12 protein-coding genes are annotated in these 14,765 nt (G+C 47.1%); 6 read left to right on the forward strand and 6 right to left on the reverse strand.

The window, feature by feature from the left end; genetic code table 11:
- Positions 1-117: 117 nt before the first annotated feature.
- Complete coding sequence (locus tag AC2204_RS04305) at positions 118-1,410, reverse strand: DEAD/DEAH box helicase (RefSeq protein WP_318924249.1); 1,293 nt, start codon at positions 1,408-1,410, stop codon at positions 118-120.
- 399 nt (positions 1,411-1,809) lie between these two features.
- Here AC2204_RS04305 and AC2204_RS04310 point away from each other — a divergent pair, with 399 nt between their 5' ends.
- The 3 genes from AC2204_RS04310 (at position 1,810) to AC2204_RS04320 (ending at position 5,704) form a co-directional block, all read left to right on the forward strand.
- Entirely contained in the window at positions 1,810-3,159 is a 1,350-nt protein-coding gene (locus AC2204_RS04310) for an MATE family efflux transporter (RefSeq protein WP_318924250.1), read from the forward strand.
- Positions 3,160-3,188: 29 nt separating this feature from the next.
- Positions 3,189-4,004 carry an alpha/beta fold hydrolase gene (locus AC2204_RS04315; RefSeq protein WP_318924251.1) on the forward strand — a complete coding sequence of 272 codons (816 nt, stop codon included), beginning with the start codon at positions 3,189-3,191 and terminating at the stop codon, positions 4,002-4,004.
- 218 nt (positions 4,005-4,222) lie between these two features.
- Positions 4,223-5,704 (forward strand): cobyric acid synthase, encoded by a 1,482-nt coding sequence (locus tag AC2204_RS04320; protein WP_318924252.1) that lies wholly within the window; start codon positions 4,223-4,225, stop codon positions 5,702-5,704.
- A gap of 2 nt (positions 5,705-5,706) precedes the next feature.
- Here the strand turns inward: AC2204_RS04320 and AC2204_RS04325 are convergent, their stop codons facing one another.
- A complete protein-coding gene (locus AC2204_RS04325) occupies positions 5,707-7,242 on the reverse strand; it encodes a bifunctional GNAT family N-acetyltransferase/carbon-nitrogen hydrolase family protein (RefSeq protein ID WP_318924253.1) in 1,536 nt (511 codons plus the stop codon).
- A gap of 939 nt (positions 7,243-8,181) precedes the next feature.
- Between AC2204_RS04325 and AC2204_RS04330 the strand changes: the two genes are divergently transcribed.
- Both AC2204_RS04330 and AC2204_RS04335 read left to right on the forward strand, forming a co-directional pair.
- On the forward strand, positions 8,182-8,778 hold the full coding sequence (locus tag AC2204_RS04330) for a DNA-3-methyladenine glycosylase I (protein ID WP_318924254.1): 597 nt from the start codon (positions 8,182-8,184) through the stop codon (positions 8,776-8,778).
- 73 nt (positions 8,779-8,851) lie between these two features.
- Positions 8,852-9,622, forward strand: a complete 771-nt coding sequence (locus AC2204_RS04335) for a metallophosphoesterase (RefSeq protein WP_318924255.1) — start codon at positions 8,852-8,854, stop codon at positions 9,620-9,622.
- Positions 9,623-9,646: 24 nt separating this feature from the next.
- Here the strand turns inward: AC2204_RS04335 and AC2204_RS04340 are convergent, their stop codons facing one another.
- The 4 genes from AC2204_RS04340 to AC2204_RS04355 form a co-directional block, all read right to left on the reverse strand.
- Positions 9,647-10,561 (reverse strand): amino acid ABC transporter permease, encoded by a 915-nt coding sequence (locus tag AC2204_RS04340; protein WP_318924294.1) that lies wholly within the window; start codon positions 10,559-10,561, stop codon positions 9,647-9,649.
- A gap of 26 nt (positions 10,562-10,587) precedes the next feature.
- Positions 10,588-11,397, reverse strand: a complete 810-nt coding sequence (locus tag AC2204_RS04345; protein WP_318924256.1) for a transporter substrate-binding domain-containing protein — start codon at positions 11,395-11,397, stop codon at positions 10,588-10,590.
- Positions 11,398-11,462: 65 nt separating this feature from the next.
- Positions 11,463-12,275: an amino acid ABC transporter permease gene (locus AC2204_RS04350; RefSeq protein WP_318924257.1), complete on the reverse strand. Its 813-nt coding sequence runs from the start codon at positions 12,273-12,275 to the stop codon at positions 11,463-11,465.
- Positions 12,276-12,294: 19 nt separating this feature from the next.
- Positions 12,295-13,032: an amino acid ABC transporter ATP-binding protein gene (locus tag AC2204_RS04355; protein WP_318924258.1), complete on the reverse strand. Its 738-nt coding sequence runs from the start codon at positions 13,030-13,032 to the stop codon at positions 12,295-12,297.
- A 337-nt stretch (positions 13,033-13,369) separates the two neighbouring features.
- Here AC2204_RS04355 and aroG point away from each other — a divergent pair, with 337 nt between their 5' ends.
- Entirely contained in the window at positions 13,370-14,425 is a 1,056-nt protein-coding gene (gene aroG / locus AC2204_RS04360) for a 3-deoxy-7-phosphoheptulonate synthase AroG (protein WP_318924259.1), read from the forward strand.
- The last annotated feature ends 340 nt before the right edge of the window (positions 14,426-14,765 follow it).

Below are 14,765 nucleotides of genomic sequence, written 5' to 3' on the forward strand. Positions count from 1 at the left end.
TTATCCTGATAGATATGGCTATCGACTGATCAAAAAAACGCTGATAAGCAGTCGCTAATCAGCGTTCTATTTTTACTATGTATTTGTTATACCTAGTATTAGGCTATTTCACGTAAATTATTTCTTCATAGTCGTGATTTTAGCTTTGTTTTTAATCGCCTGACGTAATTTGACCCGACGCTCTGCCGCAGATTGATCGGTTGGGTTGTTAGTACGGCCTTTGCGATCTTTGAATGCCGATTTGGTCTGCATCTTCTGTAGCAGCGCATCACGGCTGGCAGGCTCATAGCCGGTAAGCTGTACGCGGTGAATGCGCTGACCAATCAGTGTTTCTACCTGTACCAAGGTTAATTCTTCTTCGCGGCTGACAAAAGAGACAGCGTGACCCTTTTGACCGGCACGGCCGGTTCGGCCAATACGGTGCACATAGTCTTCGGCCAGGAACGGCATATCATAGTTCACCACATGTGGCAGACCTTGAATATCAAGACCACGGGCAGCAACCTCAGTTGCGACCATCACGCGGGCTTTGCCTTCTTTGAACTCGTCCAGGGCACGACGACGGGCACTCTGTGCTTTGTCACCATGACACAGTACGGTTTTAATACCATCGAGTTTCAGTTCTTCAACCAGCATGTTTGCTGTTTCTTTGTAGTTCACGAAAACCAGCACTTGCTGCCAGTTTTTCTTGCCGATAAGTTCAGATAACAACTCGCGCTTGCGATCTTCATCAACAGGGTAAACAACATGCGAAACAGTATCTGCAGTGGCATTCTCGCGGTCAACAGAAATACGCTTAGGTTTACGCAGAATTTCGGTTGATAGCTTGTTCATCTGGCTAGAGAAGGTTGCTGAGAACAACATCGTCTGAGGCCGGGAGCGAATATCGCTCATGATCGTGCGAATGTCTGTAATAAAGCCCATGTCCAACATGCGGTCGGCTTCATCGAAAACCAGGAATTCCAGGTTTGCCAGAGAAACATTTTTCAGTTCCAGGTGCTCAAGCAAACGGCCCGGGGTCGCTACCAGGATATCTAAGCCTTGTTCCAGCTTTTTCTCTTGAGATGACATTTTGGTGCCGCCGTAAATAGCAGCAACATTGACTGAAACATATTTGGTGTAGTCTTCAATGTTTTTTGCGATCTGTGCCGCTAGCTCACGAGTCGGAGCGAGGATAAGAGCACGAACATTGAAACGGCTACTCGGCTTAGGGGTGTTGCAGATCTGCTGGATAATAGGCAAAGCAAATGCGGCAGTTTTACCTGTCCCTGTTTGTGCATTGGCAAGGATATCATGTCCACGACGAGCGTGTGGGATAGCCTGCTTCTGAATCGGAGTTAACTTTTCGTAACCACATTCAGTAAGGGCGCGCACAATTTCCGGAGAAAAGTTTTGTGATGAAAATGACATTCTTTGTTCCTAAAGCAGACGGCTAAATTACCCATATATTGAATATTGACGTGTCGTTAAACCACCAAATGTAATACAAGCCGGACTAAAAATACGGTGGCAGATTATAGAGTAATAATCATAGCCTGTGGGCACTAATTTTGCTTGTTTGCCGATTATTTGTCCATTTTTATCAGTAATGGGTCCAGATGAGTAATGAAACGTGGTTTTGGTCGTTACGTTATCACTGTTAGTATCTGATCCGGTGAATTTTCCATTCTTGAGGGGCTGGCTAAGAATGGCCTTGTCATCGAGGTGCGTTTATACCTGCGGTATTGTCTTGCGGTTCAGTTTTTCCCTTTAGCTCTGTCGGTAAAGCTCGTAAACTAGTCAGCCTATTTCATTACTGCCTTGAATGCCATGCCCGTAAATTCTGCAACAGTTTCTCACTCTTCTTCTTATCCGGATTTAGCCCGGCATCTGTTTCAAATGACGTGGCCGATGTTATTTGGGGTATTGTCATTGATGAGCTTTCAGCTTGTTGATAGTGCCTTTATCGGTCAGCTTGGCGTCTTGCCGCTTGCGGCACAAGGTTTTACCCTGCCGATGCAAATGGTGGTTATTGGCCTGCAGGTCGGCTTGGGGATTGCGACGACATCACTGATTTCCCGTGTTCTCGGGGCAAATGAACCGCAACGTGCGAAACAGCTGGGCGGATTGGTGGTACTCACAGGTGGCATTGGTGTGTTTGTCATCTGCTGGTTGATCTGGCTGCTGCGCGGACCGATTCTGAGCTTATTGGGCGCTCCGGAAAACGTTTATCCTGTCATTGATGCCTATTGGCCGGTATGGCTGGGGAGTGCATGGACCGGTGCGATGGTCTATTTTGCTTACAGCTTATGCCGTGCCAATGGTAATACCATGGTGCCCGGCATCATGATGGTTGTGACCAGCTTGCTGAATATAGCCTTGGATCCACTGTTCATCTTTACTTTTGATATGGGGTTGGCGGGAGCTGCATGGGCAACCATTGTTTCTTTCGCAACGGGTATGCTGGTGGTATATCCTCTGGTCTTTAAACGGCATTGGATGAGCTTTCAATGGCAAGGGCTTGATGTCTTATCATCAGTCAAAGAACTGGGAGATATCATGGCACCGGCTATGCTAAGTCAGTTACTTCCGTCTCTGTCATCCATGCTCGCGACCAAACTCGTGGCTGGCTTCGGTGCTGCAACCGTTGCGGCCTGGGCGTTGGGCTCGCGATTAGAGTTTTTCTCGATTGTGGTGATCCTTGCGCTTACCATGTCGATGCCGCCGATGGTCGGCCGGTTACTGGGTGCTGGTGATATCAATAAAATAAAAGCACTGGTCGGTATTGCCGTTAAGTTTGTTTTGATCTGGCAGCTGCTGATTGCGGCGATTTTGTTTTTTGCATCGCCCTATTTGTCACAATTACTAACCAGTGAAGTCAGTGTCGGAAATGTACTGTCTCTTCATCTGACGTGGCTGCCAATTAGTCTCGGTCCGCTAGGGGTGTGCATGTTGATGGTATCGATTTGCAATGCTCTGTCTCTGCCAATGCGAGCGTTACTGATTTCAGGTCTGCGTTTATTTGTCTGCTTTTTGCCGATCCTATGGTTAGGTGCTTACCTTGCGGGGCTCGAAGGGATGTTTGTTGGTGCTATGCTGGGTAATTTTGCTGCTGGTATTACTGCTTGGGTGCTCTATCAAAAGGGGCTACAAACCGTGATGAACAAATATTGTAAATGAAAAATGAAAACGATAAAAAGGAACAATCAATGAAAACGTTCACCATAGATTCTAAAACCATGCACTATATCGACAAGGGTGAAGGACCTGTATTGGTCTTTGGTCACAGTTACCTATGGGATAGTAAAATGTGGGCACCTCAGCTTGAGGTGCTGAGCAAACAGTACCGTTGTATTGTTCCAGATTTGTGGAGCCATGGTCAGTCGGATGCGGCTCCGGCGAAGACGCGTAACCTTCGAGATTACGCGCAAGATATACTGAGCCTGATGGATCACCTTGAGATCGAGACTTTTTCATTAGTGGGACTGTCGGTTGGTGGTATGTGGGGAGCAGAGCTGACCGTGTTGGCCCCAAGCCGTGTTAAGTCTTTAGTGCTGATGGATACCTTTGTCGGTCTTGAGCCAGAGGTTATGCACAAGAAGTATTTTGACATGATGGATATGATTGCCGCCGCGCAGCAAGTTCCGGCTCAGATGGTCGATGCGATCACCCCGATGTTCTTTGCGCGCAATGCGGAGCAGGAAAACCCTGAGTTAGTCGCTGCATTCCGTTCTCACCTGGCGTCAATATCCGGCCAGCATGCCGTCGATCTTACCCAGATTGGCCGAATGGTCTTTGGCCGTCGTGATGCCTTCGATGATATTGAAAATTTTGCGCTGCCGACGTTGATCATGGTTGGTGCACAAGACATGCCTCGTCCGCCATTAGAAGCGCAACTGATGCAAGATGCAATTACAGGCAGTGAATTGGTGATTGTGCCCGATGCGGGGCACATCAGTAATTTGGAACAGCCGCAATTCGTCACCGAGAAGCTGGTCAGCTTCTTTGCTAAGGTTTATGCCTAGCACTTAATTCATTGTTTTAAAAGGTGATAAAGCCAGGCGGAGTGTTGAATTCGTCTGGCTTTTCTGCTGAACAAGTTGTAGATGCATTCTCTGTTACACGTTACCGCGTAACAGTTTGTCATGATGGAAACGAAAGGACTGGCCGAAAATTCAATGGCCAATCCTGCAACAGTATTAATACCGGTTGGTATAATTTATTAGAAGTAGCAGAGTAGAACATGCAGTTAACCACTCAAGCGTTAATGGTTCAGGGAACAACGTCAGATGCCGGTAAAAGTGTACTGACTGCGGGATTATGTCGGATACTGGCCCGCAAAGGCATTAAAGTTGCGCCATTTAAATCTCAGAACATGGCATTGAACAGTGCCGTGACCAAAGATGGTGGTGAGATTGGCCGTGCTCAGGCTGTACAGGCACAGGCCTGCGGTATTGAACCGACCGTGCACATGAATCCGGTATTATTAAAACCCAATACAGACATTGGGGCGCAAGTCATTGTGCAAGGCAAAGCTCTTGCTGATATGGATGCGATTGGCTATCACGGCTACAAAAAAGTTGTGATGGGACCGGTAATGGATTCGTTTTCACGTTTACAGAATGAATACCAAACGGTAATTATCGAAGGGGCGGGGAGTCCGGCTGAAGTCAACCTGCGTGACAATGATGTTGCCAACATGGGCTTTGCTGAAAAAGCCGACATCCCGGTGATCATTGTCGCCGATATTGACCGTGGTGGGGTCTTTGCTCATCTGTATGGCACACTGGCGCTGCTGTCTGAATCTGAACAGGCGCGCGTAAAAGGCTTCGTTATTAATCGCTTTCGCGGCGATATTAAACTACTTGAGTCAGGTCTGGACTGGCTGGAAGAAAAAACCGGTAAACCCGTACTTGGTGTGCTGCCGTATTTGCACGGATTAATGCTGGAAGCGGAAGATGCGATCAATGTTCAGCAGGTTGAAGCGGCCGAAGAGCAGTTGAACGTGGTTGTACCGGTACTGACCCGGGTGAGTAACCATACTGACTTTGATCCTTTGCGCATGCATCCACAAGTCAATTTACAGTTTGTCGGCAAAGGTCAGCAGATGCCGCCGACGGATCTGATTATTATTCCAGGGACCAAGAGTGTTCGCAGTGACTTAGCCTTTTTACGCGAACAAGGCTGGGACAAACAAATTGAACGCCACCTACGTCTGGGCGGCAAAGTGATGGGGATCTGCGGCGGTTACCAGATACTGGGTGAACATATCTCAGATCCTGATGGTATCGAAGGTGATGCGGGCGACAGTCGAGGCCTTGGATACCTCAATACCTCTACGGTGTTAGCGCCCGATAAGCAGCTAAAACAAACGACAGGAACATTACAACTTCCCGCTCAGAGTGCTGTACCTGTGCGTGGCTACGAAATTCATGCCGGTGTAACCTCAGGCGTAGCTGCAAATGCGCCGGTGCAACTGCAAGATGGCCCTGACGGGCAACTCGGTGTCGATAATCAGGTATTCGGCACTTACTTGCATGGTATTTTCGAGCAGGCAGAAGCGTGTGATGCGATCCTGTCGTGGGCTGGTCTGGAAGCCACGCAGACGCCGGATTTTGATGCTATTCGCGAGCAGAGTATTGATCGATTAGCCGATACCATCGAAGAACATATGGATCTCGCCAAGCTCTGGCCGGAATGGAGAGAGCTTTTTAACGAGAAATAGCGTTATTTTTTTTGGGGGCGGGTGAAGTCACCGTAGAGATCGAGTCTGCGGTGTCGCAGGTTGGTTACAGAACCTTCGGTATTGAGGTATTTGAGCTTATCAAGTTCGACATCGGCAAATACGATCATTTCAGTGTTAGGGCTGGCCTCGGTGATTGTTGCATCGTGCGGGAAGTAAATGTCTGACGGAGAAAACACCGCAGACTGTGCGTACTGGATATCGACATTATTGACTCGCGGCAGGTTACCGATGCTGCCGCCGATGGCGACGTAGCATTCATTTTCAATGGCACGTGCCTGGGCGCATAGCCTTACCCGCAGGTAGCCATTTTTGGTATCAGTCCAGAAGGGAACAAACACGATCTGCACGCCTTGCTCTGCCAGCATACGTCCTAGCTCAGGAAATTCCGCGTCGTAGCAGATCAGGATGCCGACGCGCCCGGCATCGGTCTCGAATACCTTGACCTTATCACCGCCATCAATAACCCAGTCCCGCTGTTCATGGGGAGTGATATGAATTTTATACTGTTCGTCAATGCAGCCGTCGCGGTGCAGCAAGTAAGAAACATTATACAAACGATCGTTTTCCAGTACAGGCATGCTGCCCGAGATAATATTGATGTTGTATGTGACCGCCATCTGAGAAAAGCGTTGCTTGATATCTTCGGTAAACTCGCTCAAAAAACGGATGGCTTCTACCGAACTTTGCTCGGTCTTCAATCCCATTAGCGGGGCATTGAAAAATTCCGGGAAAAGGGCAAAGTCGGCTTGATAGTTAGAGAGTGATGAGACAAAAAACTCGGCCTGATCGATCAGATCGTCCACAGAGATCATCGCCCGCATCTGCCACTGGACAATCCCCAGACGAACCAGCGTTTTCTCGGTATCGAGAATTGACGGGAGATCCGCTTCGTAAAAAATATTGCTCCATTCCAGCAAGGTGGCATATCCGCAGGACTTATCATCTTCAGGCAGGTAGCGCTTCATCAGGCGTTTAACGTCGAAGTCGTTGGACAGCTGAAAAGACAGAATGGGATCATACAGTTCCTTACGCTTGACCTTTTCGATGTACTCGGGAACGGAGAGTTCATCGGCAACCTTATGGTAGCCGGGTATGCGGCCGCCGGCTAAGATGGCTTTCAGGTTGGCGCTCCGGCAAAGTTCCTTGCGTGCTTTGTACAGTCGCCGTCCAAGGCGCAGGCCTCGGTAATCCGGATGCACAAATACATCCAGGCCGTACAGGGCGTCCCCGCTGGCTTGGTGCTGAATCACATTTTGCTCAGTGATAATATCGGTATAGGTGTGGCTGAGTGAAAAGCGGTTGTAATCAACCTTGATGGTGAGGGCGGCGCCGACTATTTTACCGCTATCTTCAATACAGATCTGACCGTCAGGAAATTGGTGGATCAAATCCATAATCGTCATTCGCGGCCATGCGCCCCCGACGTCATCAAACACCAAGTCCATTAAGGTTGCCAGTTCGTTATAATCACCGGGTTCGATAATGCGAAGGTTTAACAGGGGAGTAATGTTGTCCACACTGATTTTCTCCTTGTGTTTTTTCGGGGCTTACTACATCCAGTAGCTTTGTGACCGAGCTCCCCCTAATTCCTGAGGGGCGAGTGTCGATGGTAATGATACTACGTTAACCACACTCCAAATAGAATCACTATTTGTTCCTATATCAGCCAGGTATAAAGCCACTAAATTCTCGCAGGACACTGTATCCCGAATTGTTTTAGGGACATATAAGTATGGATCACTGAATTGCCATCGGTTTTTTAATTTTTTCTGTAGGGCTGGTGATTTCTCTAAATTACCAACGGATTCACGTGTCACAAATACGTAATAAATCAGATCTGGATCACAAAATAAAACTCAGGTATAGTCTTTGTGTAATTTAGTTACGGAACTTAGTTACATTTTGCCTTTTAAGGCTTTTGGGAGAAACAAAAATGAAAAAATTACGAAACTTTCTAATGCTATTCACTGTTCAGCTTGACTTTGATCGTAATGAACTGGCGATCCGTGCTAATCGTTCACTGAACTAGCCATGGCAACTGACTACACCGCTTAGCTGAACAGGGCGGCGGGGGAAAACTCGAACCGATCTACTTGCGATCGATCGGGTTAAGGCAAAGGGAGTTTGTCTCACAGGTGCCGTTTTAAGACATCCCCCCTTTACTCATTACTTTAGACTTATCGCCAATATGGCTTTCACTTTAAGTGGATAAGACACGTTTCCTCAACGCGATCTCACCAATAAACAACCCGCTAAATATCACTTTGCCACTCTGAATTTATCCAGATTCGGTGAAGCCATTGCTCCGGTTGATCTCCTTGTTTATCTGCATTATTTTATACCCAAGTAATCTTAAGATGCTCGTTTCAGCGATAATTCACTGGCTTTTAGTCAAAGCCGAGAGTTGATTGGATAGAGTTCTGTTTAAATAACCTATCAAAACCAAGGAACTGCCGATGTCAGAAGTTCCAACACGTTGCCCGTGGCTCGATACGAGCAAGCCGGATTATGTTGCCTATCATGATCTTGAGTGGGGCGTACCACTGCATGACGACAATAAGATTTTTGAATTTCTGGTGCTAGAATCTGCTCAAGCAGGCCTTAGCTGGTACACCATTTTAAAAAAGCGGGAAAACTATCGTCAAGCCTTTGCCAATTTTGATCCCGCTGTCGTTGCCTCTTTTGATGAAGAAGACGTTGAGCAACTGATGAATAACTCGGGTATTGTTCGTAACCGACGTAAAATTGAAGCTGCCATCAATAATGCCCAACGATTTCTTGAAGTCCAAACTGAATTTGGCTGTTTTGCCGATTATATCTGGGGCTTTGTATCAGGTACGCCAAAGACCAATCATCTGAAATGTCTCGCGGATTATCCGGCGACCTCTGCGGAGTCAGATAGACTGGCAAGCGATCTGAAAAAGAGAGGTTTTAAATTTCTCGGCTCTACGACGATTTATGCCCATATGCAAGCAACCGGCATGGTGAACGATCACAGTATCGATTGCTTTCGCAGGGCCGAAATTATAGACGCTTCATCAGACAGGAAATGACAGAGAGCACTAAAGAAGCCCATTGCTGCATGGAATAATCTAGTCTTGAAGAACTCTTCTGATGGAGGCGGATATGCATCAATTGATACAGCTGGAGCAGGGGTCGGAATTCGAGATATATTTCATATCCGACATACACGGCCAGTTCGGCCTGCTGATGGATGTTCTGAACATAATCGGATTCAGGTTTCCTGTCGATGGCAGAGTTCAGGACAGGCTGTTTATTCTTGGCGACTTAATCGACCGTGGAAATCAGTCATTATCGGTTCTCGGGGCTGCACGGTACAATCCCGCGATAGTCAGCCTGGCTGGTAATCACGAAATAATGGCACACAAAGCGCTCTCTGGAGATGCTCAGAGTGCACTTCTATGGGCTTATAATGGTGGTTTATGGCGTGATGATCATGACCTGTACCATTTAACGGATATGATACGCTATGCTGCTGCACAACCTGTGGCTATAACGCTTGAGGTTGGCGGAGACAGAATCGGCCTTGTACATGCAGGGGTACCCGCTCCTTATCACTGGGATGTACTTGTTACTTCGATTGATAACGCCACTGTCAGTGAGTCCGATCTTGATTGGATGCTGTCCGATCGGTCAGCCTTTCTCAGTGGAGCCGCGACAATAGTACAGGGTGTTGGTGCTGTTCTGCACGGGCACAATATAGTGGAAGCACTATGGCCAGTCGTCAGGGGGAACTGCTGCTACATCGACGGGGGCATGGCATATGGTGACAGGGCCCTAGTGCTCAAATATCAGCAAAAGGGAACAATACTGGGAATGTTTGAGGCATATTCCTTCCGGCGTGACCCTATTTCATCAAAGCTGTTTAGGCTGTAATCAGTGAAAATGCCTTCTTCATCTTCACTCTCTCTGTTTATGCTTCTGGCTGTATTTTTCTAACCGGCCGAACAGCAGCGACAGTCCCAGGCACAGTACCAGATATCCAGCGCCGACAAGCAACCAGATTTCGAAAATTAAGCCGGACGAGTTCGCCATTTCACTGCCAACAAACGTCAGCTCCTGGATCGAAATCAGTGAGATAATCGACGAATCTTTAACCAGTGATATAAACTGACCGGCCAGCGGGGGCACAATACCCGCTAATGCTTGTGGGAAAATGATATCGCGAAAGCGATCCCAGCGAGAAAGGCCCAGCGAATCGGCGGCTTCCCATTGGCCTTTGCTAATTGCATCAATTCCCGATCGAACGATTTCGGCTATATAAGCTGCGGAGATCAGGCCGACACAAAGTACACCAGAGAACAGGTTTTCCCACAGTTTTGAAGGGCCAAACAGAAAGTGCTGAATGCCGTTAATCTCACCGTTGTGGTAGCGCAGAAGGTTATCTAAACCGATCGCCGGTACTAGCTGGCTGGAAATAAAAAAGTAGAAAATGAAAACGAATACCAGCGGTGGAATATTTCGTACCAGCTGGATATAGGCCTGAGCGGGCAGCCGAAGCATCATTAATGGTGATCGGCGCGCTAACCCGAGCAGTAAACCTAGCAGACCGGCAAACACTATTCCCCATAGGCTCAGCCGAATGGTCGTCACAAATCCCTGGAAGAAATAGGGCAGTTCACCCGTTTTTCCGGATGCGAAAATTAAGCTGAACGCTCTCGGCCAGTTCCACTGATAGTGAATACCCACTGAGGAACGGTAATAAAGCCAGCCCGAAAACACGCCGATAATGGCGAGCAGCAGCCAGTCGAGTTTATTGAGCCTGGACAAGGCCGAGAATGTTTTTCTCGGCTTTGTCGTTTGCTTTTCAAGCAACGTTAATATATTGCAGTGCGGCAAGATTACTGTCCCTCTGACACTTGGTCTTGCCAGTCTAAGGTGGTGAACCAGTAATCATGGCGCGCTTTCAGCCAGCCGTCTTCTGTGCGCAGCAGAATCCAGTTATTAAAGAAGTTCAGTAGATCGTGCTCACCGTGGCGAAGAGCAAATGCTTCAGAGCCCCGGCTTAAACGTTCGGTTAGCGGGATGTGTAGTTTTTCATTGTACTGAATCGTCATTTGTTCAGGCTTTGGTGAAGATGCCAGTACCGCATGCGCATTACCATTCAATACTTCCTGGAAAGCTTGTGCATCATCGTCAAACTGGCGCAATTTGGCTTTTGGAAAATACTTCTTAGCCGTTTGCACGGTAAATGCGCCGCGACGAACAGCCAGAGTTACGCTGCGCTTGTTGTAGTCAGCAATGGTGGTCTTGTCGCCGGCTATCTCTTTGTTGGCTGCAAGCTGAACCCCTGAATGGGCATACGGAGAAGTAAATAACACACTCATATTACGCTGCGCAGTGATTGACATGCCTCCGATGATGACATCGAATTTACCCGCAAGCAGGGCTGGAATAATGCCGTCCCATGCGGTTGGAATGAATTCGACCTTCAGGCCGGCATCCTCAGCCAGGCGACGGGCAACATCGACTTCAAAACCAATAAGCTCGCCTTGTTTGTCTCTCATTGCCCATGGTACAAAAGTTGATAGCCCGACCCGTAACGTGCCTCGTTCTTTTATGTCTACAAGCGTGCTTTTATCTGCCGCGAGGGCGGAAGATCCTGCCGTTAATGTCAATATTGCAAGAAAAGCGGTGAGTAGTCGTTTCATGCTTCCTTTCTCCTTAAATGGCGGGGTTCAGTGCTTTGGATCCCGCACAATGAATAATATTGGTATTAAGCCGGTACATTCATTTTATGTTCTAACCAGGCGGCAAAGCCGGATAAGACCAGGGTGACTGACAGGTAAATGCCGGCCACCGTAAACCATACTTCGAATGGCATGGCGGTATCTGCAACGATATTGCGTCCCTCGGTGGTTAAATCAAAGATCGCCATAATGCTGACAATAGAAGAGTTCTTGACCAGTGAGACCGTTTCATTGGTCAGTGGCGGTAAAATACGCCGGATCACTTGCGGCAAAATAACAAATCGGTAGCTGTCGATGTGAGACAAGCCGAGGCTCTCAGATGCCTCAAACTGGCCTTTGGCAATACTGTTCAACCCCGCCCGAAAAATTTCTGAGGTATAGGCTCCCTGGAACAGGGAAAGAGCCAGTACCGCAGTGGTAAAGCGCTCCAACCCTAATACCGGGCCAAACACAAAATAGAGCAGGTAAATCTGAACCAGCAGTGGTGTATTGCGGATAAGCTCGATGTAGCTACGGGCAAGGCCACGGCCGACGATAGAATCAGACAACCTTAGCAGGGCGGTAGTCAGGCCGATAAGAAGGGTAAAGAATAGGCTGATCGCCGAAATTTTCAGGGTGATCCATAGCCCCGCCAGTAATTCCGCCGGAAACCATTCACCGTCTTCCACAAACCATAAATATTGCGGAATACGATACCATTGCCAGCGATAGTTCATCGCTTCTGCACCACTGTTTAATAGCCAGATCAGGGCCATTACTACAAGCGCTATTTGTAATAGGCCTGAGACTACCGGCTTTATGATGTTGTACCCGACAGTGAGAGAGCGCTTATTTAACATAGATATCAAATATCCGAAATCAATAACTCAGGATTTGTTCAAGGAATTGCTTGGTACGTTGCTGTTTCGGTGTATCGAACAACGCAGCGGGCGGTGCAATCTCAACGATCTCGCCTTCATCCATAAAGACAACCCGATCGGCGACCTGGCGGGCAAAGCCCATTTCATGGGTGACACAGACCATGGTGATGCCTTCATCCGCCAGTTCTTTCATGACATCCAGCACTTCTCTAATCATTTCAGGATCTAAGGCAGACGTTGGCTCGTCAAATAACAAAATGTCAGGTTTCATACATAAAGATCGCGCGATAGCGACCCGCTGCTGTTGCCCGCCAGAAAGCTGTGCCGGATATTTTCCTGCCTGATGACCAATATGAACGCGTTCCAGATATTCCCTTGCCTGCGTCTCTGCCTCGGTTTTCGACATTTTCAACGTACGCCGAGGTGCCAAAGTCAGGTTATCGAGTACTGTCATATGCGGAAACAGATTGAAATGCTGAAAAACCATTCCGACGCTGCCGCGAATAGTTTTTAAGTGTTTTTTATCAAGGGATTGGCCTGATACAACAAGCTGACCTGCATTGAACTTCTCAAGGCCGTTAATACAGCGAAGAAGGGTTGATTTACCCGATCCCGACGGTCCGCAAATAACCAGGCGTTCACCATGGTCGATGGAAAGGTTGATGTTTTTTAGGGCATGGAAATCTCCATACCATTTATCAACTTGTTTAAATGAAATGATAGCGTCTTCAGGCAAAAACACGACCTCAGTATTTTATGAGAATGTTTAAGCCATGTTATTGCTTTGATGAGGAAATTTCAAAGAAATAGCTTTAAAATGACCAATTAATTTCAATATTACCCAATCTGAGTGGTTCATAAGGTAGTGAATATGTCATTTTTACATTCTTTAGTGTAGTGAAACTCGCATCTTGAAGTGGCTTGGGTATAAATATGTAATTATATTTCAATAAGCATTTGCACATGCGGTTTGAAGGCGATAAGTTAGTTTTATCTTTTTTGGAGTATGGAAGACATTACTTACGTATTTGACCGAATCTGTAGTGATGTTGTAACACAGGAAGTAAAGAAGTATGTACAAGACCGATGACGTACGCATTCGCGAAATTAAAGAACTATTACCACCGGTGGCGGTATTAGAAAGATATCCTGCTACTGAGAAGGCCTCTGAAGTTGTTTTTCAGTCGCGTCAGGCTATTCACAATATTCTCAATGATGAAGATGACCGTTTGCTGGTTATTGTGGGACCTTGTTCTATTCACGATACTGAAGCAGCCATTGAATATGGTAAGAAGCTGACAGCACTACGGGAAGAATTGAAAGATCGTTTAGAAATAGTGATGCGTGTGTATTTTGAAAAACCACGTACAACCGTCGGCTGGAAGGGACTGATCAATGACCCTTATATGGATGGTAGCTTCCAGCTGAATGATGGTTTGCGTATTGGACGTAAGTTGCTGCTTGACCTGACCGACATGGGCATGCCGACTGCGGGTGAGTTCCTGGATATGATCACACCACAATATACCGGTGATTTAATCAGTTGGGGCGCAATTGGTGCCCGTACGACGGAATCTCAGGTTCACCGCGAGCTTTCCTCGGGTTTGTCTTGTCCGGTAGGCTTTAAGAACGGGACGGATGGCAACATCAAAATTGCGACCGATGCAATTGGTTCTGCCAGCGCACCGCACCACTTTTTATCGGTGACCAAGTATGGCCACTCGGCGATCGTATCAACCGCAGGTAATGAAGACTGTCATATTATTCTTCGTGGGGGCAAAGAACCCAATTACAGTGCGGAAGATGTAAATACCGTCACGGAACAATTGGAGAAAGCCGGTCAGCGCAAGAAAGTGATGATCGACTTTAGTCACGCGAACAGCCTGAAGCAGTTCAAGCGTCAGATCATTGTTTCTGAAGACGTCGGCAAGCAGGTTGCAGAGGGGAACCGTGATATTTTCGGTGTGATGATCGAAAGCCATCTGGTAGAAGGCCGTCAGGATATTATTGAAGGCACCGAGCCGACTTATGGCCAAAGCATTACCGATGGCTGTATTGGCTGGGCAGATACGGAAAAAGTTCTGCGTCAGTTAGCGGATGATGTTGTTAAGCGTCGTCAGGCGAAATAAGCTTTCAAGCTGCTATATAAATACATGAGTTATGATTTGAAAGCCCTGCATTGCAGGGCTTTTTTGATGGAATTATTTATGGTTTATCATTTTTTTTATTCTTGAGAGGAGTTGTATTATCTGAATACAGTTTTGATAGGTTGGCCTAAATCACAAAAATGAACATTGTCGTATGACTAGTGAAAAAACATTAATTATTAAAAACTTACAAATCACCTTGTATTTAGCCTACAAAGAGTGACCTGCCTAAGTATTGGTGCATATTTTTTGTTCTTTAATGACGAGTCTAAGCCTGACTTGTGTGAGTTATTTCAAATTTTATATTCTCTCCACCCTCAGT

Source organism: Photobacterium sp. (genome assembly GCF_057456235.1).